This is a genomic window from Thalassotalea euphylliae (assembly GCF_003390335.1).
Taxonomy (GTDB): Bacteria; Pseudomonadota; Gammaproteobacteria; order Enterobacterales; family Alteromonadaceae; genus Thalassotalea_F; species Thalassotalea_F euphylliae_B.
The window spans coordinates 3,522,610-3,544,970 of the sequence record NZ_QUOU01000001.1 but is presented as its reverse complement, the minus strand read 5'-3'; the positions used below and the strand labels follow the sequence as shown (position 1 = coordinate 3,544,970).

The following is a 22,361-nucleotide window of genomic DNA, read 5'->3' as shown; positions in this document are numbered from 1 at the left end:
GTTTAAATGCGCTTTGCCAGTCATTCCTACCTTATTGAGTTTCTGATTTATTTAATTATTTGCTTGCCGATTGAAAGGCCGTGAGTGACAGCTTGAATTCATCCGGTGTTTGATAATCTCGTGCTTTATCGGTTAGCGGGCAAGTAAATGCTAGCCTTGTTGCACAAAGTTGCAGATCAACATCAAAACTCGGTGCGGTATTCATTTGAACTTTATCTTGGGCTTGTGTGTTGGCAGTGCCGTCAGCACTATGGGGGGAATTGTAGAGTCTATCGCCGATTATCGGGCTAGCTAGCATTAAGGCATGTTTGCGAATTTGATGCTTTCTACCCGTTTCAATATCAACAAGGTAATGGCCAATATTACGATTGCGATCAACCGCAATTTCACTGAAATGGCTGATCGCTTTTTTCCCATCTATTGGCTCATTAATGGTAACTTGGCTGGCAAGTGAAGACTGAGATACGTCTAACATCGCTTCATACTGCTTGGTGAGTTTGCGCTGTTCAAATAGCTGTGTGAATGCTTGCGCTGCTTTTTTCGTATGGGCGACTAGAATAAGGCCACAAGTCGCTCTATCTAAGCGGTGCACCAAAAAGCAGGGGCGTTCGTTAGGCAAGTGCAGCTGCGCCCAGCGCGTAATGGTACAGTGGTCGCTCCATTTTGAGCCTTGCGAGAGCATACCGCTAGGTTTGAACCATACGCTGTAACTTTGCTGATCGTCAATTAACTGCGCCGCTGGTGGCGCTTGTGCCAGTACTTCCTCGTTGTAATAAAAATGCAGGGTTTCCCCTGCGTTTATGGGCTTTTTCACTCGCCTTAAACGCTGTACGCCGCCATTTTTTTTGCTAGCACGTGCTTTATCTGAGTTTTTTTTATCTGATGATGGCTTAGTGGGCTTTTCTAACCATAAAGCCCCTTTGCCAATCGCAGCCTTTAATTGAGCATTACTGAGCTCAGTTGATTGGCTAAGAATGGATAATGCTGAGGCGGGCTCGCCTTGATGTTGTAGGTGCAGTTCGAGTGGTGACACAGAAAAATAATGCGTTAGCGTTTAAATATAACCATAATGCCCAATATTAACATGTAATACCAATCCGCATAATAATATGCTCAACTCAGAGCTATTTCAGCGGTTCAAGTACAAGAAAAGTTTTTGCCGATATAGTTACTCTACATCCAGAAAATTTTGCGCCGTAATTGAGCCGCTGAAAAGCTCCCTAAGGGCTTGGCTAAAACACTTTACTGCGGTGTTGCATGCTCTTGAAATAGAATAACTATGACGGGCAAACATGCGCCTTGCATTAAAGCGTTTTATCTCAAGCTGAGTGAACATTTATTTATGCGGATTGGTATAAAAGATACTGCGACACCATTGGCCTCGCAGAAAATAGCCTCACAGTAAACGGTGCACGTTCGCCAGGAAGTAATAAATGACTAGAGATTTAACCCTTTTTCCCCAAGACGATATTGGTAATGCCTTGTGGCAATTGCAAAACCAAGGGACTGATTTATCCTTAGAGCACGAAGTGGAGTTCTCGGTGATTTTTCCAACTCAAGAGCAAGCGCTTAAATTTGGCCACATGCTATTAGAAAATGGCCAGAAGTTATCCTTTAGTCCATTTCAAGCCAATCCCGAGTTGCCTTGGGAGATAACCGCATACCCCTTTATGCCGCTAAGTTATGAAAACATCGTTGCATACCAAGCCTTGCTGCAAGAGCACTGCCCAGCGTTTGGTGGTCAGTTTGACGGTTGGTATTGCCAAGTTGATGCCAACTAAACAAGGTACTTGGGTGACAATTGGCGCCAATAGATACCAATCAGCGCAAAGGCAATATAACCATGGACTTATCTTCATTAAAAACACTGCAACAAAATAGTAAACGATCGTATAACGATCAAAAGTCGATCATTAAAAAAGTGCTGGCTGGCAAAGTGATTACCTGCAAAGCCTGTCAGCAGCCAGTTACTTTTGCCCCTGCGGCTGATACGCGAAGTGCGAAAGTCGGTTGTGCTAAAGGCTGTACTGATATTGAGCTTGATATTAGCTAGTCTTTAGCTAGCCAAGCCTAATTTTACGCTACTGGGGATACTGTGAATTATCTTGCGCATTTATTTCTCTCGCCTGATAATCCTGCGATTCGCGTGGGAAATTTAATGGGGGACTTCGTTAAGGGAAATCAGCTTGATTACTTGCCCGACGAAGTTCGCCAAGGAGTGTACCTGCACCGTGCCATTGATAAATTTACCGATCACCACCCACAAGTTACGGCGTTGAAGTCTTTGTTATCACCAGCACGCAAACGCTTTGCAGGGATCATTAATGACATTGTCTTTGATCATTTACTGGCAAGACAGTGGCGACACTTTAGCGATATTTCACTGAACGAATTCGCACAGCTTAGGTATCAGGAGCTGGCTGACTATCAAGCACATATGCCAGAAAAGATGGTCATTATGGTGAATCGAATGATTGCAGGGGACTGGCTAGTTGGCTATCAGATGCCATCATCAATTGGTGGCGCGATTAACGGGGTGAGTCGGCGTATTCGTTTTGAAAATAAGCTGTCAGGTGCAGCCCAAGAAGTCATGCCTGCGATGGCACACTATGAGCAAGCGTTTGTTGCGTTTTTCCCTGAATTAATGAGCTTTGTCGAGCAAGAAGCGCTCACCCTAAGTGAACGCTACAAATTGCGCTAATTGCGATAAAAACTAACCGTTATAAGAACGTTGCGATATCGTCGAGCGACTTTTTCACCGTGGCGTGATGCGGGATGGTCGCATCGTCGGCAGGGTAGCCAGCGATCAACAGCATATAGGCGCGCTCATTGTCAGTACGCTGACAAATTTTGTTTAAAAATGACATCGGTTTTGGCGTGTGCGTTAACGTTGCTAAACCAGCATTGTGTAGGGCATTGATGAGAAAGCCTGTGGCAATACCAACAGATTCATGCACGTAATAGTTAGTGTTCTCTTCACCTTTAGTAATGCCGCCTTTTTTCTCGCTAAAAATCGCAATTAACCAAGGGGCAATTTCTAAGTAAGGTTTTTGGTCATCAGTCCCGAGTGGTTTTAATGCTTCTAACCACTCTTCACCCGCGCGCCCGCTGTAAAAACCGCGTTCGTGGTTTTCTGCTTGTTCACGTACTTGGCGCTTTATTTCAGGATCAGAAATGGCAACAAATTGCCATGGTTGATGATTGGCACCACTTGGCGCGGTCCCCGCAGCTTTAATACAGTTTTCTATCACTTCACGAGCAACCGGTCGGTCGCTAAATTTACGAATACTATGACGGCGTTTAATGTTGTCGTAGAAGTCAGCAGAGCGACTTAACATCTCCTCGGCAGGGTATTCAATAAAGTCGGTCAGGGGGGAGCAATCGTGTTCTTTCATGGTCTATACAGTCACTAAATTTTTCAAAAAGTCGCTTAACTTTACAAGACCTTAGTATGTTTGTTTAGCTTTCATCACATGAATTAAGTGCTTAAAGAGTGAGTAAATTGCGACTTTATTAACTCAATTGATTTATTCTTGGCTTAGATACGTTTGCAAAATATTCTGATAGTCGGGCGTCGATTTTAATTTCGCCAGCGCAACATTAAAGCGTTCGACAAACTCGGGGTAGCGGCCATTTTTCGCGAATGCCAAGTGCAGAGGCGCCTCGTATAGATGTGGCTCTAGAATGCGAATTTGGTGCTCTCGTTCTCCGCCAAGCTTGTTCACGTAGTAAGGTAATATATTGGTGTCCATCAAGGCTAACGGCGCTTTTCCTGCAAGTAGCATTGCCACTTGCTCTTCTTCATTGGCAAGTCCTAGGGTTTTCAAATTAGCTTGGGTGTAGGCTTCGCCGTAATAGTAGCCAGTGATCCCCGCCACCTGATAACCTGAAAGCGCAGATAAATCGCCGTTAAAATCTATATTGAAGGCCGATGAAGACACTAAGTTCATGCGCTCCATCACTATGCTTTCTGGTACAAAGTGCAAGTAATTGGCGCGCTCTTGGTTAAAACTCACCGGAAGAATGGCATCTATATCGCCATTTTGTGCCAGTGAAAACATTCGTAGCCAAGGAACAGGCACATAATTTATTTCAATATTGTCTCCGGCGATTGCCGCGGCGGCTTCAAGAATATCGGGCACGAGTCCTTTTATTTCACCATTTTCCTGCCAGTGATAAGGAGGGTACGCTTGTATAGGATTGGCGATATTAATGATTAATGTGTCTGCTTGCTTGGCATGGGTTGGTAGCGCTACTGATAGCCAACAACATAGTACTAGATATAAAGTTGCCTTAACTGACACTGGTTTAATGTCGCCCTTTGATTAATTGCTTAGTCATTAATCTAGCACGAAGTTTTTACCAACTAAACCCAAAAGTTGGTGATTACTGGTATTTGTTTTTTATCCAAAAAGCTTTTTGTGACAATTACTTAGTTGAAGGTGAGCAGCGCTTTAAAAATAAATTCACTACTAATCTATTAGTAGAACGTTTATCGGAAATGGCGTTATTCATAATACCTATTGCCTCTGCAGTATCACGAAGTTATTCGTGATACCTTCATGCTACTTCAGCTATATATGAGTTTGGCAAATGGCAGGTGAAGCTCAATCAAGTGCCGTAATAGAGAAGTGATGGCTGGCGATATTAAACCCGTTGTTGAGGTAAAAGCGATGTGCGGCAAAGCGTTGAACGCCAGAGTCTAAGTGTATTTGCTGGCAATTATTCGCTTTTGCGTAGCTTTTTAACCAAGTGAGTAACGCGCTGCCAGCGCCGCTACCGCGATATTGCTCGTTGGTGACAAGATCGTTGATATAAATGTGTTTGCCCCAAGCAAGACTTTCACCCACAACAAAGCCAGCAACGCAAAGCACTTCACCTTCGCACTGTGCATACGCAATTTGGTAGCCTGTTAGTTGTAGTTGGCTGATCTTTTCAATAAGGCTATCCTCACTGTACTGCGTTCGTAATTGGTTCAACACTGGGGCTATTTTGGCAATACCTGAGGGTGTTTGTGCAAGTGCTATCTCGATTTTTCTTTCCATGAATTCGTCCATTTATTGTCTTGTCTTATGTTGTGTAAACTGCGCAGCCTATTCGCTGTAAAGTTTGGTCAGTTAGGCTTGTCTTCCACGCAAGTAATAGTTGCTTTAACATTTACTTAAAATGCGATCGAGATGATCGGCAAACGCTTTTTTATCTTGCTGGCTTAATGCTGGTGGCCCACCCGTTTGTACACCACTTGCGCGCATGGTATCCATAAAGTCTCGGACATTAAGGCGCGCTTTAATATTAGATTGGGTAAACAATTCGCCGCGCGGGCTTAGCGCTTGTCCACCTTTTTCAATGACTTCCGCTGCCAAGGGGATATCGCTGGTGATCACTAAATCATTTGCGGTTAAACGGGCGACAATTTCATTGTCGGCAACATCAAACCCCGATGATACTTGCAGTAAACGCACATACTTAGAATTCGGTGTGCGCATACTGTGGTTTGCCACTAACGTGGTCATTAACTGTTTGCGTTCGGCGGCGCGGAAGATAATTTCTTTGATGGCGACAGGGCAGGCGTCGGCATCAACCCAAATATTCATAGTCATTCCTGATATTGTGCAGTTTTATCGGTTTCAATTGCTGTAGGCTTAGTGAGTTCACATTTGCTTAGCTAAGGTATAAATGTAGGCGCTGACGATTTCGCCATTGGCAAGTTGTACTTGTGTTGCGACACGCTGGTAACCAACGCCTTCAAACTCGTCTAACCGTTGCCAGTGCTCAGGTAGTGCAATTGACGTAAATACCTGACCTGTCACTTGTTCATCCTGTTCATCAATTTTGCTGGTGATGCTGGCATCATATGTGCTGTTGTGACTTTGTTTGTTAAGCACTATCCCTGGGTATCCCATGGCCGCGCCCCAGCCTTCTTCGTATAGCGTACCAGTCACGGTACCTGTTTGCCATTCTCCGGTGACATCAGCAAGTATGTGTTCATTGGGTTTACCGGGGGCTAGTGTTCCGTAGACAAATAAACGATGCTCACAGGTGATTGATGAAGCGGTTTGCTGAGTCGATGCCATAGTTACTGCCTTATGTTTTGTCTCGGTATTTGTCTGAGTATATGCCTAGCGATCTGCTTAGTTACGCGCATAGTTTTTAATTAATGCATTGAATCGCCAAAGCTCACAACTTAACGGCCAGATTATAACGAGTGATCAACATATGGCTTAGTTTAATTCGTAAAATGATAGTTGAACTGATAAAAATGCTCGCCGTCTTTTTGTTCGATAATACAATCGCCTGAGATACCAGCTAATTCACCTGTGCCAGAGCCAGACATCACTTGGATTGAAAGCTGCTGTCCTTGCACGGACATGACACCAGAATGCAGCAGTGTAAAGGTGCCTTTTTTGCCCGCAAGGCTGGCACTTACTTCTTCGATTGCGTAATAAACGGCATTGCCGCTTTCAGTGCGTTTGCTAATCATTTGGCCAATGCCAGTACCGACGATATCACCAGAATACACTTTGCTAATCAGCATTCGACCTGCTGGCGTTTTTCTGTCTTGTTGTGGGTCTAGTTTTACCGAAAAGCTACCTGTTGCTGTCATGCGAGTTGTTCCCTGTTTTTTGTGATGAGAGTTTTGGGGTTAACGGAATAAGTTCTTATTCATACAGATTGACCTTGTGCTTTTTGATATACCAGTAGGCAATTGGCGCTTCAACTAGGCCATAGCAAATCAAAGTGAACCAAAACCAGTTTGTATCCAAAAACAATAAAGTAAATTGTTCACCTGTTCCCCAGTATTTACTGCCGACGACAAACAAGGCAAAGCCACTGGCAATAAGATCAAACAACGCAATGCGGTTTGCATTGTTACCGGCGAGTTTTGGATAAACAGAGCAATAGGCGACAAGTACTATTGCTAGGTTTAAAAAGAGAATAAAAATTTCCGCGCTCATAAAAGTTCTCGTCAAATCAATTTTCTAGCTCGTCAATTAATCTTGACTTGATAGTCATGTGCCAGTGTCCCTTGACAAAATGACTTTGGCAAAGTCCTTTTCGCTAGCCCCATGTACTGATGCTCTTTTATCCGTATCAGTTTGCTGATTTATTTGCCGTAGGCTCAATATATGCCTGTGTGCCCCATAAAGGCACAGTTGACAGGCTGTGCTTAAAGCTACCTTCGGTTTCTTTCGTGGTGTACGATAAATAAAGCAGTGTTTGGTTTTTGGGATCGTAAATTCTGCGTACCTTCATGGTTTTGAAGAAGATACTTTTTGATTGGCGAAATACCACTTCGCCAGAAGGCGATTGATCAATTTGGGCAATCATGGCTGGCGTAATATCGCCCGTTTGGCGACAAGAAATAGAGCTATCGCTGGGATCAGACAAGCTTAAATCAGCCTCAATGGAAGCAATATGACAGGTTACGCCAGTAACCACTTCATCTTGCAGCGATGAAATTTTAATGTCTTTGAGGGTAAATAAACCCAGCGAGACATCACCAACCTCGTTGTCTGAGCAGCCTGCTAGCGCGACTGCGAATGCCGTTGCCAATACGGCTTTATGGGCGAGTACGCCTAGTTGTTTTTTCATGATTCTCTCCGTCTGATAGCTTACTGGCTGCTTTTTACTTAACTCAACCTAACCTTATAATAAATTTAAGAAAACTTCTGCCCAAAAAAACGCGTGTCCAATGGTTAACCGGTAACTACTAACGTTTGTTGAGTGTGGCGAAAAAAACCTCAACCTGCTTTTGGTCAGTTAATTCAACAATAGTTGTACCTTGCTCTGCCGCTTTGGCGAGTAATTTTTGATAGTTTCGGCGTTTGGCGTGAAAGGTGGTTAACACCCACCAAATAATGGAGTCTTTTGAGCAAAAGCTCTGCCTAAACGTTTCGACATTACCTGCAAACAATCGTTGCTTGGTCGCTGCGCGCATGATGGAGCGGCAAATAGCGCGATAAAGCACCCGCGTAAAACTGTGATTTAGCCAAATGATGGTGGTTGCACGAGGCCAGAGTAGATCGCGAGCAACAGCGTAATTCCCATCAATTACCCAGTCTGTTTTATTGGCTGCGTCTTTGACAAGCAGGCGAAATTCATCATCGCATCGCTCTTGCCAGTTAGGCAGCCAATGCAGCGCATCTAATTCCACGTAGGTGACATTCAGCTTTTCAGCCAATTGCTGGGCAAATGTCGATTTACCGCTGCAACTAGAGCCGATGACGACAATGCGTTGCATCTTTTTGAACCTTAGCATGAGTGCGGTTTATCGTTTACTGGCCAGCAATTGTTGTAGTGCTTTAGGCAATATGGACTGTGCACCTTGGCTAATGGCTTGTTCATGTTTTTGCCATAACACACCTAAGTAAATCACCAGTAGTCCGATCACTGATAGCACGATAGGGAATAGCCAGCTGTCTTCAAACACACTATGCGCCAAGTGGCCAAGGTAAATACAGCTGCCAAACGCACCAAACACAACAAAGACCCGTCGCACCAGCAAAACACCAAGGCCGATCATCACCAAGTTGATGATAAAGTAGCCAAACTTTGCCAGCTCACTGTCTGAGTTTTGCAGTGATAATCCACCCCAAAAAGCGATAACGCCGAATAAGTAAATCCAAAAGGCATAGTCTTGTTGGCTCAGCGGGCTTGTTGCTCGTGTGCGCATGTCAATCCAGAATGCCAACCCAAGCATCAGTAATCCGGTATACATAGATACCATTTTGCGCAGCTCCCAGCTTGCGTCATAACTATTGCCACCGACGATCATAACGCTCAAGTCCATGGTTAAGTACCACAGTGTTACGGCAATAGGCATCACCAAAAACGGGTATCGATAGCGCCATGCGATCATGGTACCTACTGCTAAGGTGGCAAGCTCCATATAAAGCCAGTGCCAATGAATGTAGCTATGATAGTCGCGATAGTTGGTATCGCTTGGCCAAAATCCTAACCACTGCTGCAAGCCAAATACTGCCAAAGGCGTCAAGCAAGTGACAAAAGTAGCGCAAATACCAGCGGGAATAATTAGCTGTTTATTGGCGAAACGGTGTGTTAACCACAAGCCAATAGCCGCGTAGGCAAGCGAAATCGCGAGAATGCCAGCACCACCAAAAGTCGACCAACCTAAGGTCATAAACAAACTCATGGCACCAATGGCAATTAAACCACCAAAATAGTACAGCACATGGGTAAATGTAAATTGCGCGATATGGGCTTGCTGCGCACTTAAAAAGGAATACAGCTCATCTGCTTGTTGCGCGCTGATAATATGCTGTTTAACTGCTTGATTGAGCTGTTGTTGATTAATTTTTATCATAAGCTATTTCCTAGGTGGTATTGAGCTAGCGCTGCCCTTGTTTGCGCTAGCTAACAAACTTACACATGCCTAAACCTAAAGGCTCTCCTGTTCGTTCAACATAACCGTACTGGTGATAAAACGCTTCTTTGCCCTGCGCGCTAAATAAGCCAATTGTTGCTCCATACTTGGCTACTTTAGCTAGGTGTTGCTCTAGTTTGGTCATTAACGCTTTTCCTACGCCTGTTTGCTGAAATACTGGTGCTACCACTAAGTCTTGAATATAGAAAAACAGTGCGCCATCACCAACGAGTCTCACCATACCAATTAACTGATTATTTTGATAAGCGCTCAAGTGATACAGTGAATTGTCTAAACTCATTTGGGCAAGCAAGGGGTCTGTGTTTCCCCAACCAACTTTGGTGCGTAAGGCTATAAAGTCTTCAAGTTTGGGGGGATTTTCGGTAATTGTGTAGTTCATGTGGTGACATCTTTAGCTGTCATGTAAAGCCTGTTGGTACGCGCTGATCGCACTATTGCTCAACCAAGCCTGCATGTTGTTGAATAAGCGCTTTAGTCCTCCACCATGTTCGGCTTTAAATGGCTCGCTGGCGATGACTAATTCAAGTTCGTTTGCTACGGTTAGCTCGCAAAATTCTCGTGCTTGTTGGTCGGTTAAGCTAAAAGTGCTATTGGTAAATCTATCTTTAAACGCAATCGCTTTGCTGGCACTAAGCTTGGCGAAGGTAAAATCGCGATCACACGCACAATACAAATAAACAATCGCTTCTGCCTCTTGGCCGATGAGCTTCGCAACTTGATCTCGTTGGTGTAGAGAAAGCATGTGCGCATCAAATCCGGCAGTGCCATAAGCTGCATGATACAAGCCCGCATCGCAAAGTACTGTGCTCGCGCCCCAGTTTTTAAGCAGTTGGTAGGTTGAAGACAAGTGTTCGATAAGCGAGCCATTAAGGTGAACAAACTCACCAGCGCCCATGGCTTGTAAGGCGGTAAACTTATTGTTTATTGTATTCGCCATTTCTACCTCCTTGTAAATGCTAGGAAAATTAATGTACTACAACATAAACATCTAAGTGCTTGATGGCAAGGGGATAAGAAACGACGACTCGTAACAAGTGCTAACAAGCGGCGCTAGCGCGAAATTCTCACCCGATAGTTCAACACGTGTTTAGTGGCAATAACCAGCAAGATACCGCCTAAGATCATCAGCGAGGCAATGATTAAGCGCATCGATAAGTCTTCACCGGCAAAAACAACCCCACCAACAGCGGCTAAAATCGGAACTGAGAGCTGCACAACACCTGCTTGAATTGCTGACAAGCTAGGTAAAGCTTTATACCAAATGGTATAGCCAAGCCCAGAGGCAATTGCGCCAGACATTACTGCATAGGCGATTCCTGCTGTGCTGATAGTTGCTGAATTAATGGTAAAAACGAATAGCAAGATCACTAAAGGTAAGGTTCTTAAAAAATTAAAACTGGTGTCGGCGAGTGGGTTAATTGATTGCCTGCCAGCAAGTGTGTAAAAGCCCCAAGCGATACCTGATAGCGACATCAATACAAAGCCTGTTAATGATGGTGTACTTAGTGTTGGCAGCACTAAGTAAACAAAGCCGGCAAAGGCGACTAATAATCCAAACCACTCGACAGGGTGAAGCCTGTTACCAGCAATCAAGCCATAGATAATCAAAGTTAACTGTACTGAAGCAAATAAAATTAAAGCCCCCGTGCCTGTATCTAAGGTGATGTAAGCGTATGAGAAGGTAATCGCATAAACAAACAACATAGCAGCAGCCCACCAGCTGCCTGTTGATGCTTTGGCTGCTTTATTCGCTGCCCCCTGTGCCGACGTGCGGCCTTTGAAGAGCGCAAAAATCAGCATTAAGGTCGCAATGCCGGATGCCAAGCGAATATGGGTAAAGCTAGCGGCATCAATGGTCTCTTCACCTAAGGCTAAACGACATAAAATAGAGTTTCCAGCAAATGCGCAAAGTGCAAGTACAGTGTAAAAAATGGTTTTCATTGACGACGTTACTAGGTTATTAAGTTACTCAATTACATAAGAAGGTTTGAACGTATTACTTGGGCGCGGTGTTAACTGTGCTTATGGGGTCACAGGTTTTACTTTGGCTGCTTGGCTTGTGCTGAAATCTTCTGCCGAGACTGCGGCTTTGTCACTGCATTTGATGGTTTCTTCGCCCAAGTGATAAATATTGTTGACCGCGACATAAGCGCCAGAGACGATCCCCGTAATGGGTAATAATATTACCCCAGAGATGGAGTAATAAGTATTGTTGTCCTTATAACCATCTACTATTTTTAATACTTTTCTGTCAGATGAAATTTCGCATTTGGCTTGGTAGGTGTGGTCTTTCATAGGCACTACAACGCAACTGGTTATCGACAAAAGTAGCGATGCTGCAACCAAGTTTCTGATAACTACAGTGCTCAATAAATGCTTTACCTTGATATGCTCTAACACTTTTCTTCCTTGATAATGATTATTGCTGTGAGTTGATTTTAATTGATGCTGTGTGCTGTGTGCTGTGAGGGGGAATTACTTATAGTTACTCCCTCAGGTTAAGTGTCATAAATTTGCTGTTGGGATCGTCGACATAGTCACTAAAAGGTTCGCAATAGCTAAAGCCATGCTTTTGATACAGTGCTCGTGCTGGGGCAAAGTAATCCATTGAGCCGGTTTCCAAGCTGAGTTTGTCAAAACCCTTGGCTTTTACGTCGTTAATAATATGCTTGAGTAAGCGAGAGGCAACGCCCTTGTTTTTGTAGCTTCTTGCTGTTCTCATCGACTTTAGCTCAGCGTGACTGGCATCTAATTGTTTACAGGCAGCAAAGCCTGCTAGTTGGTCGTTATCCCATAGCGTCCAAAATAGTACTGATGCACATTTTAAGGCGTCAAGATCGAGCGCATGTTTACTCTCAGGTGGTGAGGTCACTTGCATATCGGCTAAGTGTTCCTCTAACAGCTCAATAACTTGTGCACTGGTGAGGTCGTCTAGGCGAATGTCCATTTTCATTCCTTTTCTGTCTGTTTTAACGCTCTCAACATTACGCAGGCAATTTTATACGCCATAAACAACCATTTATTTTCATATCAGACAAAGGCAAGAGGTAATGACGTTGTGCTGAGACTTGCCGCTAGGTCAAGTATTTGCCGCCAATTCAAGTCCTAATCGAATCGCCATCGTTAATATGATCAGCAATGACATCGCAAAAGCTCTCATACGGTAAGGTACGTAATTTGAGCCAATATGGATATAAGCATGCACGTAGCGAAGTAACACATAAGCCCAAGCTAAACCGACCATCATTGCATCAGCTGCACCGATAACAAAAGCCACAATACACAGCACCATAAACAGCACCGGGGTTTCAAATTGATTGGCGATGTTGTTAGACACTTTCACCACATCCGTTGTCCACGCACTGGCGTCAGTCGGTGTTTTTGATAAATCAACCGCTTTGGCTTTCACGGCTTTGTTTTTACGAGAAATTAACGCAAAGAACAGTAAAATCACCAACAGAACGTGCGCTAGCACAGGAAAGAAAATAGCAGAACCTGTCATTATAACCCTTAATTATTATTGTTTAGTGACCACCCTAGCATGTCTTTGACTAGGCTAAAAGTCATGAGCAATATATCGGGCGCTAGTGTCAGGTATTTAACCTACTGAAAAGGCGGTAATTATAAAGAGTGCTAAAACTAGAATTGGTAACTCAAGATAATACCAGCATCCGCACGGCTCTCATCGCTGTCTTTGCCCTTGCCGTAGCCCAATTCAAAGCGAATGCGAAAGCCGCTATGGTTTAAGCCATTATGGTTATAGCTGTAAGATAGACCTACGCCATTGGTGGTTTCATCGTCAAACACCTCAAGCAAACCACAGGCGATGGCTTCACCCAAGCTAGCACTTGAGCTGTCATTGTCAGCCGTATTCGGACAAGGGCGCTCATCGTCTCGCGCGCCAATAGCGCCTGCTAAGATACCAATCGCATGCGTATTATCAGTCGTCAAACTATGTTCAAAGCCAACAGAAAAGCCATCGTCTAAGCCAATTTTATAGTTAGCATACAGTCGCTGGCGTGCGTTATTTATCGGAAAAGAGACCTCAGGAATAATAAAGTAGGGGTATCCAGTACCCAGCGAAAAATCAATGTCATTGGCTTGGCTAGGAAGGGTTAGTAGTGCGGCGGTGGAAGTGACAAGCCAAATGAGTCCTTTTTTAATCATCGATAAATCCCTTTTATTTCGTAAACACAGGTAAAGCTTGTTAGTCAAATGTTAAAAATGTACGAACAAACTATGCTAAGAAAGTTGTGTAGGGTAAAGCGCTAACCCGTAACAAGATGTAAATTAAAACACTATTAGATGTGCGCTGGGCGCGCTAAATCCAAACGTCATTTTTGGCGGTTAATTTATTACGCGATTGACCCGTATCACTTTCCCTCGTATGACTTTCGCCTGTGTTATTTTCTCCTGTATGACTTTCGCCTGTGTTATTTTCTCCTGTATGACTTTCACCTGTGTTAATGACGCCTCTTGGCTCAACCAACATGATATGGCATTCATTGTTAGCGATTGGTTTGTGCTCCACACCTTTGGGTACAACATACATTTCACCTGCGTTAAGTGTGACTTTGCCATCGCGAAATTCAATGTTTAAGGTACCATTGATAACAATAAAGACTTCATCGGTATCGTCGTGCTGATGCCAGATAAACGCTCCCTCCACTTTAGCCAGCTTAAATTGGTAGTCGTTCATTTCAGCAATAACTCGCGGTGACCAATGGTCGTTAAACTTGGCAAGTTTTTCGTTAAAGTTGATGGCATCAAACGTCATATGTTGCTCCTCACGTTTTTTTGAGTGAAAACTACTTTATCGTTATTTTTCATAGTCTCTTTCTACTTTGGCAATACGTACTTTAAAGTGTTGGTACCAAAGCTGATGACCTTTGCGTTGCGCTAGTTGGTGCTCCGCATTCATCTTCCACGCTCGAATAGATTCAAGATCTTGCCAATAAGAAACCGTAATACCAAGGTCTTCTCGCGCCGATTCAACGCCTAAAAAGCCAGATTGTTGCTCGGCGAGCTGCACCATTAACTCCGCCGTTTCTGCATACCCCTTGTCATTTATGGTGCGCATGGAGGTGAAGATAACTGCGTAGTAGGACGGTTTCGGGGTCTTAGCAATCATAATCCGGGTTAACTTTTATGGTGAACAGCAATGATCATAGTATAGATACCACAAGGTAAAGGGCTTGATTCGTTGCACTTTGAGTTGTGAACTTCATTGATGGAAGCATCGCATTAATTGAAATAATGGGTAGTGGGCTACTTTGATTGCGCTGTTTTATTTTGCTTTAGCATTTGCTCCATCTCTTGAATAAAACGCTCTCTAAGCACGCCTTTGTGCGTTGATATCAGCGCTTCATATTTACTGGGAAATAGAAATAAATAGCTTTGATTCGCTTCACCTTTGAGCTTATTGATTAACGGTTTTAAGCGCTTTTCATTTTGCTCGAACTGCTCAATTAATTCATAACAAATAATGATGCCGTCAATATTGGGATTCCACCAAGCATCGGGCTCAGAGCATTGGCTTTCAAAGTAAATGGTCACTGGCTTGGGGAGTTTGATCGCTTCATTTACTCGGCCAAGAATATAAGCAACCCGCTCTGACGATTGCAACCATTGCACTATGGCTTTATGCGCTGGACGAGAGGGCGTTATATATTGCACATTGACTGTCGGGCGACCAGTGCCAGCGTTTGCTTTTGGAACGGGATGCCAGCTTTCATCGAAGGTCACATAACTGTAGTTGTCGGCGAGCCAGCTAAGTGTTTCACGATTTTGCTGGTATTCAAGATCACAGTCCCATGCGCGCTGGTAGGGGAGCCATGCTTCTTTTCGAATACGCTCTAATTTATCCACTGCGGCCCCATACACAAGGCAAGTAACGTCATAAAAGCGTTGAATGGATAATGGGTGCACATCCCAAAAAGCAATAGACGAATGTTCGACTTCTTGCTGCCATTCAATCATCCACTCTGCGGAAATGGAAACCATCTGATCTAATAAATCATCATCCACGTCGCGACTGTTGAGCATCATAAACATGGTGGCGATTTGATCGGCGGCTTTTTCTCGACCACCTAACACTGGAATATTATTTAACTCAATAATCGCATGGGCTAGCTCGTGTAAAAGCGCAAATTCAAGATTGCTTTCAACATAAAAGTGTGGGGTATTGAAGGCGGAATCTAGTGTTAGATTAGAGAATGTCGAGGGGGTAATGTTTTCAGCTTTTTCAGTAACTTGTGCAGACAGCTGAAAAAAAGTGAACAAGCAGCCCATGGCTAACAGCTTAATGTTCATAACTCTGCCTCCCTAGTGAGATAAACAATAGTGAAATAAACAAGCTTTGCTGATCTTTGAGGTTTAGTCACCATAGAAAATAAGCGCTGACTTTTCCAGTAACTGGCGGTAATCATCCTCGCTGATCTCACCTTGCTCAAGTTGATTAAGGGCATCAACATTTCTCAAGTAAAACTCATTTTCAATATCTGCCAGAATATAGCCGTATTCCGTCTCTGTAATAATATTGGCGCGAAATGCTGCCTTCGAAGATTTTTTCGTCCAATAAGGAGCAGCAGTTGGTTTTGGATAAGAATAGTCTTTCTGCAAAATAGCTGGGTCGGAAACTCTTGCTACCTCCATCCCTTCGGCGATCGCTTGTTGTGCACACCAATTAAGTAGCCAGTCGACTGAATCTTTTGCGCCGTATGGATGCCAATCATAACCTGCTGTGCACTCACCAACTTTCTTACCGTCAGCGTTATAAAGATCTAATTGGCCGCTAGCACAACCACCTAACGCCAGTGTCACTGCGAAAACAGTTAACTTTTTGATAAGCACAGCAAAGCTATTAAGTTCATAGTTGATAGCTGTTAAGTGCGGTTTTCGTGCTAAACGCTGGGAATACATAACCACATAATGGCAAATGAACAGACGATACCAACACCCCAAACAATTGAACGTAACAAACCAATGTTCAATAGATAAAGTAGGTGATAAACAACTCTAGCAACAATATGAGTAATAGCGAGTAACTGAATCGTCTCGCCTGTGGTGTTTGTCGAAATTGCTAATAAAACCGCAGTAGCAAACACAATCAGCGATTCAAACGCGTTTTGATGGGCTGCCAAGGCACGAGCGCCAAAGCCCGTTAATTTTGCCTGCTGCTCTCTCGGGTGGTTATTGTCATAGCCCCCAATTTTATTCATCGCTGCGGCTAATGGCGCTTTGGCAATATAGGGCAGTAGCGCCGCTGCGATTAGACACCAGATAAGTGTGATCAATGTGCTTCTCCTTCGTTTTTCTTTTTATGATATTGACTTAAATCGAAACTATTGTCTTTGCGCTAGGTTAAATTCGCGGCACTATTTGAACTACTTGTATGGTGTTTTTAAAGCCGCACATTGATTGTTGGAATACATTATGAAACCAAAGTTACGCAATTGTTTGTAGAGGGGGGATCTCTGATTTATTATTTTAATTTGTTGTTCTCATTTAACTTTTAACTTAATAGCCACTTTATTTTCAAGAGCAGTTCTTACAGGTATTAATTCTCTCTGGAGTTGATTAATATGTGCTTCCGCTAATTCGTAATAATTGTCATTATGGACGACATAGTTAGCAAAGAAATAAGTATAAATGAGAGCAATAACCAAGTATTTGCTCAAGTCCATTGAAGCACCTAACACCGCGTTAAGCTAGAGGCGAAGCAGGCGCTAGGTTGGCGCCGAACGAGGCAATTGCAAACCAAGTGACTGAGAGCTTGTTACTTTCAATACATAGTTAGGCGGCACGTTCTCTCTCTACGAAGAGGGGCGATTGAGTTACATCTCGATATAGCCATCAGGTGAGCACACCGTGAATGTGCCGAGCATCGAGCATCTTTGTATTGCGCCCCTCTCGAAGATATTGCCTCAGATATTCATCGTCGTCTCTGCTGGTGAATGTCGGTACTTCACCAGAAATATTCACCTGGATCGGTATGTCTCTAACTGAGTCCGTAATACCACCAGCGCTATAAGTAGAAGCTAGTAGGTGAGCGGCGTAAATAGTGCGTAATGACCCCAAAGCTACCCTCGAACTACCTACAAAGTTGCGTAATTTGCTTCTTTCACCGACCAAAATGCATCCTTCAATCTCGTGGGGGTAGTTGCCGACGTGAATCTGGATGTTTACTCGTGGGCTAGTCTGAGTTAATTGAATTCGCCACCCGCGAGCTCCATCTTCACGAACGAACCCACCATAGGTTCCAGTTGGAATGCAACTGATACCTTGGCTGTTATTTCGCCAAGGAAGTTCTAGTGTATCGCAAACATAGTTACGATTGACGTAAAGCAGGCCAATAATCGATCCAGAGTGTTTTGCGTTGCGTTGCGTTTGATTGATATTGGCATTTCCATATTCACAAACTCCTAGTGCGTGGGGAAGTCTGCTGCCTAACAACTTATGATGCGACAAAATTCCAAGATTCTCCGGATATTTTTTTAATAATATCCTTAATGATGTTTAACCATAGGATAGGATTCTCACAATTCAAGTATTTTGAGCTCTACCTTGTGTGAAGACGGATAAACTTAAATTAAGTGTCCATGATCCTGAAGTTTTGCAAAGTTAACTTGGGAAGGAGCGATAGATTTATTGAGGTTGCAGAATTTTATTAAAGGAAAATAGCAAACTGATAACTATTTATTGCTACGAGGCTCGATCAAGATCATAAGCTCCTTATCTGATGCGTAAAGTTGAAATGTATCGTGCAGTTATTAAAAAGCCCGCTGAGAAGCGGGCTTGGAATACGCCAGATTTACTAGCTACAAATTCTTAGCCAATACACATTAATATTAGCCAATAAACTTACGCGCATTACGGAACATACGTACCCAAGGTGAGTCTTCACCCCATGAGTCTGGATGCCATGAGTTGGCTACTGTGCGGAATACGCGCTCTGGGTGTGGCATCATAATAGTCACACGACCATCCGTTGTAGTTAATGCTGTAATGCCGTCTGGCGAGCCGTTCGGGTTAGCTGGGTAGGTTTCGGTCACATCACCGTAGTTGTTTACATAACGCATTGAAACGGTGCCAGAGTCGTTGGCGGCATCAATCGCTTCATCTGAAGTAAATTCAGTGCGACCTTCACCATGTGAAACGGCAATTGGCATACGTGAGCCTGCCATACCTTTAAAGAATATAGACGGGCTTTCTTGTACTTCTACCAGCGAGAAGCGTGCTTCAAAACGTTCAGATTCGTTTTGCACAAAGCGCGGCCAGTGCTCAGCGCCCGGAATAATTTCTTTTAGGTTTGATAGCATTTGACAGCCGTTACACACACCTAATGAGAAAGTTTCAGCGCGTTCAAAGAAGGTTTTAAACATTTCGCGCGCATTAGCGTTAAACAGAATGGATTTCGCCCAACCTTCACCAGCGCCCAATACGTCACCGTACGAGAAACCACCACAAGCCACTAAGCCTTGGAAGTCAGCCAAATCAACGCGACCTGCCAGAATGTCAGACATATGTACGTCAATTGCATTAAAGCCAGCGCGAACAAAAGCGGCTGCCATTTCTACGTGCGAGTTTACTCCTTGCTCACGTAAAATAGCCACCTTCGGATTAGTGCCCGCTTGTGCGTCTTTGGCAATTAAGTCAGCAACGATATCTTCATTGATATCAAAGCTTAGTTCAGCGTTTAAGCCGGGATCTTCGGTATCGAATTTAACGTCGAATTCTTCTTGCGCACATTCTGGGTTGTCACGCATTGCTTGCATTTTTAAGGTGGTTTCTGCCCAAACGGTACGGAAGTAGGTACGTGAGTTTTCCAATACCACCTGCTCGTTACGAGTAAAGGTGATCATGTCAGTGTCGTTAATACGAGCAACGTCTGCACAGTAATCTAAAATACCGTACTCAGAGAAAATGGTGTGAATTGCTTCCATATCGTCTTCGCGAATTTGAATCACAGCACCTAGCTCTTCGTGGAACAGGACTTCGGCATCGGAACCTTCAAATACACTTAAATCAACGGTAACACCTGTGTGACCGGCAAACGCCATTTCGGCGATGGTGGTAAATAAACCGCCATCACTGCGATCGTGATACGCCAACAACTTGCCTTCGGCAACTAAGGTTTGCATCGCATTGAAGAAACCACGTAGCAGGTAAGCTTCGTCAACATCTGGTGTTTCTGTGCCTAAGTGTTGGTAAACCTGTGCTAAACAAGAACCACCTAGACGGTTTTTACCGCCAGATAGGTCAATCGCGACAATGCGCGTGTCGCCCTGATCCGTGCGTAGCTGAGGCGTTACTGTTTTGCGAATATCTTCAACACGACCAAAGGCAGTGATCACAAGTGACATAGGAGCCGTAACTGCTTTTTGCTCGCCATCTTTTTCCCACTGAGTTTTCATACTCATTGAGTCTTTACCCACAGGAATGGTTAAGCCAAGCTCAGGACAAAGCTCTTCACCCACTGCTTTTACCGCTTCGTATAAACCTGCATCTTCACCCGGGTGGCCTGCTGGCGACATCCAGTTAGCGGAAAGTTTAATACGGTTTAAGTCGCCAATATCGGCACCCGCAATGTTTGTTAGTGATTCAGCCACCGCTAAACGTGCTGAAGCGCCATAGTTTAGTAGGGCAACTGGTGTGCGCTCACCCATTGCCATCGCTTCACCGTGGTATGAATCTAACGAAGCTGCGGTTACACCACAATCAGCGACAGGCACTTGCCATGGGCCAACCATTTGATCGCGTGCCACCATACCGGTGACTGAGCGGTCACCAATGGTGATCAAGAAAGTTTTCTCGGCAATGGTTGGTAAGCGTAATAAGCGGTCTGCCGCTTCTGCAACATCAATGTTCGCTAGCTTGATTTCATCACCCGCAGCGGTTGTCGTTTTAACGTCTTTGATGATTTTCGGTGTTTTACCTAGTAACACGTCAAGCGGCAGGTCAATTGGCTTGTTTTTGTGCTCGTCATCGGCAAAGTGTTCGTCAGTAACCGTTAAGTGCTCTTCTTCGGTGGCTTTACCAACCACAGCAAATGGCGCACGCTCGCGTTGACAAATCGCTTCAAAAATCGGTAATCGTTCGTCAGAAACCGCGAGTACATAACGCTCTTGAGATTCGTTACACCAGATTTCATGTGGTGCCATGCCCGGCTCATCGTTTGGTACGTTACGCAATTCAAAGTTACCGCCACGGCCACCGTCTGAGACTAATTCAGGGAAGGCGTTTGATAAACCACCGGCACCGACATCGTGAATAAAGAGAATGGGGTTATCATCACCTAGCTGCCAACAGCGGTCGATCACTTCCTGACAACGACGCTCCATTTCTGGGTTATCACGTTGTACCGAAGCAAAGTCTAAATCTTCACATGACTGGCCAGATGCCATTGATGATGCAGCGCCGCCACCAAGGCCGATATTCATGGCCGGCCCACCTAGTACAATTAGGTTAGCACCAACGTTGATTTCACCTTTTTGTACGTGCTGCTCGCGAATGTTACCAAAACCACCGGCAATCATAATTGGCTTGTGGTAGCCGCGAACTTCTTCGCCGTTAAATGAGTTCACTTGTTGCTCGTAGGTACGGAAGTAACCGGTAATGGCAGGGCGGCCAAATTCGTTGTTAAACGCTGCGCCGCCTAATGGGCCTTCAAGCATAATGTCGAGTGCCGTAACGATTCTGTCTGGCTTGCCGTAGTCAATTTCCCATGGCTGTTCAAAGCCTGGAATACGTAAGTTAGAAACCGAGAAGCCAACTAAACCCGCTTTTGGTTTTGAACCGACACCCGTTGCACCTTCATCGCGAATTTCACCGCCAGAGCCTGTTGCAGCACCCGGATACGGGGAAATAGCCGTAGGGTGGTTATGGGTTTCCACCTTCATCAGAATATGAATGTTTTCGTGGCTGTAACCGTACTCTTTAGTTTCTGGATCTGGGTAGAAGCGACCTGCTTCAGAGCCCGCCATCACCGCTGCATTGTCTTTGTATGCCGATAACACGTAAGCAGGGTTTTCCTCGAACGTGTTTTTGATCATTTTAAATAGGGATTTTTCTTGTTTTACGCCATCAATCGTCCAGTCAGCGTTAAAAATTTTATGGCGGCAATGCTCTGAGTTTGCTTGAGCAAACATATAAAGTTCAATGTCGTGAGGGTTGCGGCCAAGTTTGGCGAAGTTATCAGCGAGGTAAGTAATTTCATCATCGGCTAGTGCTAAGCCTAAGCTGCTATTAGCTTTTACTAGTGCATCGCGACCACCGCTAAGTACGTCTACTGAACTAAATTCGCCAGGCTCTGCTTGCGCAAACAATGCTTGTGCATCATTAAACTCAGCAAAAATTGACTCCATCATGCGATCGTGCAACAAGTTGTTAAGTAGTTTTTCTTGCTCAACCGTTAGCGCTTCGCCATTAATGTAATAAGCAATACCGCGCTCTAGGCGAATCACTTTGTCTAGGCCACAGTTGTGGGCAATATCGGTGGCTTTTGATGACCATGGTGAAATAGTGCCTGGGCGAGGTGTGACTAATAATAAAGTGCCGTTTGGCTCGTGTTCTTCAATAGTTGGGCCGTAGGTTAACAGTTTGGCGAGTACGCTTGACTCGTCAGCGTTAAGCGCTGCTGATAAATGGGCAAAGTGGCTAAACTCTGCGTATATGTCGTTAACAGGAAGGCCAGCTTCAGCACATTGCGTTAATAATTTTTGAATTCTAAAGTCAGAAAGTGCCGGAGCGCCACGAAGGGTTTGGATCAACATCGCCATTAGTTTACTCACTAGTAAATTAGTTGCTTGCCACCACGGAGCTTTTACATCGAAACTGCTACGTTGACGCTTATACATTGTAAGCGTCGAAACTTATCGGAACTTGCCCAAGTACAGTCATACCGTGCACCAAATTCCGTGGTGAAAACATGGGGTAAAAATCGCGCGTATTATAG

General features: G+C 44.3%; 28 protein-coding genes. 3 read left to right on the top strand and 25 right to left on the bottom strand.

Features of this window, described 5'->3' with window-relative positions:
- Window positions 1-55 precede the first annotated feature (55 nt).
- Window positions 56-1,033, bottom strand: coding sequence for an RluA family pseudouridine synthase (locus DXX93_RS15590; protein ID WP_116008906.1), 978 nt, complete (start codon window positions 1,031-1,033; stop codon window positions 56-58).
- Window positions 1,034-1,433: 400 nt separating this feature from the next.
- Between DXX93_RS15590 and DXX93_RS15585 the strand changes: the two genes are divergently transcribed.
- From DXX93_RS15585 to DXX93_RS15575, 3 genes are all read left to right on the top strand, one after another.
- Window positions 1,434-1,781 (top strand): ribonuclease E inhibitor RraB, encoded by a 348-nt coding sequence (locus tag DXX93_RS15585; RefSeq protein ID WP_116008905.1) that lies wholly within the window; start codon window positions 1,434-1,436, stop codon window positions 1,779-1,781.
- A 62-nt stretch (window positions 1,782-1,843) separates the two neighbouring features.
- On the top strand, window positions 1,844-2,053 hold the full coding sequence (locus DXX93_RS15580) for a hypothetical protein (RefSeq protein ID WP_116008904.1): 210 nt from the start codon (window positions 1,844-1,846) through the stop codon (window positions 2,051-2,053).
- A gap of 42 nt (window positions 2,054-2,095) precedes the next feature.
- Window positions 2,096-2,701 (top strand): acyl carrier protein phosphodiesterase, encoded by a 606-nt coding sequence (locus tag DXX93_RS15575; RefSeq protein ID WP_147302703.1) that lies wholly within the window; start codon window positions 2,096-2,098, stop codon window positions 2,699-2,701.
- A gap of 19 nt (window positions 2,702-2,720) precedes the next feature.
- Here DXX93_RS15575 and DXX93_RS15570 read toward each other — a convergent pair whose 3' ends face one another.
- The 24 genes from DXX93_RS15570 to purL all read right to left on the bottom strand — a co-directional run bounded on the left by DXX93_RS15570 (window position 2,721) and on the right by purL (window position 22,185).
- Window positions 2,721-3,395, bottom strand: coding sequence for a nitroreductase family protein (locus DXX93_RS15570; protein ID WP_116008902.1), 675 nt, complete (start codon window positions 3,393-3,395; stop codon window positions 2,721-2,723).
- A 132-nt stretch (window positions 3,396-3,527) separates the two neighbouring features.
- Window positions 3,528-4,304, bottom strand: coding sequence for a substrate-binding periplasmic protein (locus DXX93_RS15565; protein WP_181902237.1), 777 nt, complete (start codon window positions 4,302-4,304; stop codon window positions 3,528-3,530).
- Between the two features lie 303 nt (window positions 4,305-4,607).
- Window positions 4,608-5,045, bottom strand: coding sequence for a GNAT family N-acetyltransferase (locus tag DXX93_RS15555; protein WP_116010001.1), 438 nt, complete (start codon window positions 5,043-5,045; stop codon window positions 4,608-4,610).
- Window positions 5,046-5,150: 105 nt separating this feature from the next.
- Window positions 5,151-5,594 carry a YaiI/YqxD family protein gene (locus DXX93_RS15550; protein ID WP_116008899.1) on the bottom strand — a complete coding sequence of 148 codons (444 nt, stop codon included), beginning with the start codon at window positions 5,592-5,594 and terminating at the stop codon, window positions 5,151-5,153.
- 57 nt (window positions 5,595-5,651) lie between these two features.
- On the bottom strand, window positions 5,652-6,074 hold the full coding sequence (locus DXX93_RS15545; RefSeq protein ID WP_116008898.1) for a gamma-glutamylcyclotransferase family protein: 423 nt from the start codon (window positions 6,072-6,074) through the stop codon (window positions 5,652-5,654).
- A gap of 152 nt (window positions 6,075-6,226) precedes the next feature.
- A complete protein-coding gene (locus DXX93_RS15540) occupies window positions 6,227-6,604 on the bottom strand; it encodes a DUF3224 domain-containing protein (protein ID WP_116008897.1) in 378 nt (125 codons plus the stop codon).
- Window positions 6,605-6,659: 55 nt separating this feature from the next.
- Window positions 6,660-6,956, bottom strand: coding sequence for a hypothetical protein (locus DXX93_RS15535; protein WP_116008896.1), 297 nt, complete (start codon window positions 6,954-6,956; stop codon window positions 6,660-6,662).
- A gap of 136 nt (window positions 6,957-7,092) precedes the next feature.
- Window positions 7,093-7,593, bottom strand: a complete 501-nt coding sequence (locus tag DXX93_RS15530; RefSeq protein ID WP_116008895.1) for a CreA family protein — start codon at window positions 7,591-7,593, stop codon at window positions 7,093-7,095.
- Between the two features lie 118 nt (window positions 7,594-7,711).
- On the bottom strand, window positions 7,712-8,242 hold the full coding sequence (locus DXX93_RS15525; RefSeq protein WP_116008894.1) for an AAA family ATPase: 531 nt from the start codon (window positions 8,240-8,242) through the stop codon (window positions 7,712-7,714).
- Window positions 8,243-8,269: 27 nt separating this feature from the next.
- Window positions 8,270-9,322, bottom strand: a complete 1,053-nt coding sequence (locus DXX93_RS15520) for a DUF2157 domain-containing protein (protein ID WP_116010000.1) — start codon at window positions 9,320-9,322, stop codon at window positions 8,270-8,272.
- Window positions 9,323-9,371: 49 nt separating this feature from the next.
- Window positions 9,372-9,785: a GNAT family N-acetyltransferase gene (locus tag DXX93_RS15515; protein ID WP_116008893.1), complete on the bottom strand. Its 414-nt coding sequence runs from the start codon at window positions 9,783-9,785 to the stop codon at window positions 9,372-9,374.
- Window positions 9,786-9,797: 12 nt separating this feature from the next.
- Entirely contained in the window at window positions 9,798-10,343 is a 546-nt protein-coding gene (locus tag DXX93_RS15510) for a DUF6817 domain-containing protein (RefSeq protein ID WP_116008892.1), read from the bottom strand.
- A 113-nt stretch (window positions 10,344-10,456) separates the two neighbouring features.
- On the bottom strand, window positions 10,457-11,347 hold the full coding sequence (locus tag DXX93_RS15505) for a DMT family transporter (protein WP_116008891.1): 891 nt from the start codon (window positions 11,345-11,347) through the stop codon (window positions 10,457-10,459).
- Window positions 11,348-11,428: 81 nt separating this feature from the next.
- The gene (locus DXX93_RS15500; RefSeq protein WP_258872684.1) at window positions 11,429-11,701 is read right to left on the bottom strand and encodes a hypothetical protein; all 273 of its coding nucleotides are present in this window, start codon (window positions 11,699-11,701) and stop codon (window positions 11,429-11,431) included.
- Window positions 11,702-11,891: 190 nt separating this feature from the next.
- The gene (locus DXX93_RS15495) at window positions 11,892-12,353 is read right to left on the bottom strand and encodes a GNAT family N-acetyltransferase (protein WP_116008890.1); all 462 of its coding nucleotides are present in this window, start codon (window positions 12,351-12,353) and stop codon (window positions 11,892-11,894) included.
- 132 nt (window positions 12,354-12,485) lie between these two features.
- A complete protein-coding gene (locus DXX93_RS15490; protein ID WP_116008889.1) occupies window positions 12,486-12,908 on the bottom strand; it encodes an MAPEG family protein in 423 nt (140 codons plus the stop codon).
- Between the two features lie 137 nt (window positions 12,909-13,045).
- Entirely contained in the window at window positions 13,046-13,573 is a 528-nt protein-coding gene (locus tag DXX93_RS15485) for a hypothetical protein (protein ID WP_258872683.1), read from the bottom strand.
- A 154-nt stretch (window positions 13,574-13,727) separates the two neighbouring features.
- A complete protein-coding gene (locus DXX93_RS15480; protein WP_116008888.1) occupies window positions 13,728-14,183 on the bottom strand; it encodes a cupin domain-containing protein in 456 nt (151 codons plus the stop codon).
- A gap of 42 nt (window positions 14,184-14,225) precedes the next feature.
- The gene (locus DXX93_RS15475) at window positions 14,226-14,537 is read right to left on the bottom strand and encodes an antibiotic biosynthesis monooxygenase family protein (RefSeq protein WP_116008887.1); all 312 of its coding nucleotides are present in this window, start codon (window positions 14,535-14,537) and stop codon (window positions 14,226-14,228) included.
- Between the two features lie 137 nt (window positions 14,538-14,674).
- Entirely contained in the window at window positions 14,675-15,718 is a 1,044-nt protein-coding gene (locus tag DXX93_RS15470) for a DUF4344 domain-containing metallopeptidase (RefSeq protein WP_116008886.1), read from the bottom strand.
- Between the two features lie 63 nt (window positions 15,719-15,781).
- Window positions 15,782-16,327, bottom strand: coding sequence for a hypothetical protein (locus tag DXX93_RS15465; RefSeq protein ID WP_116008885.1), 546 nt, complete (start codon window positions 16,325-16,327; stop codon window positions 15,782-15,784).
- Window positions 16,309-16,701, bottom strand: a complete 393-nt coding sequence (locus DXX93_RS15460; protein WP_116008884.1) for an MAPEG family protein — start codon at window positions 16,699-16,701, stop codon at window positions 16,309-16,311. Before DXX93_RS15460 ends, DXX93_RS15465 begins: the two co-directional genes overlap by 19 nt.
- Window positions 16,702-17,260: 559 nt before the next feature.
- Entirely contained in the window at window positions 17,261-17,860 is a 600-nt protein-coding gene (locus DXX93_RS20890; protein ID WP_258872770.1) for a DUF5675 family protein, read from the bottom strand.
- A 395-nt stretch (window positions 17,861-18,255) separates the two neighbouring features.
- Window positions 18,256-22,185: a phosphoribosylformylglycinamidine synthase gene (gene purL / locus DXX93_RS15445; protein WP_374188950.1), complete on the bottom strand. Its 3,930-nt coding sequence runs from the start codon at window positions 22,183-22,185 to the stop codon at window positions 18,256-18,258.
- Window positions 22,186-22,361: the final 176 nt, after the last annotated feature.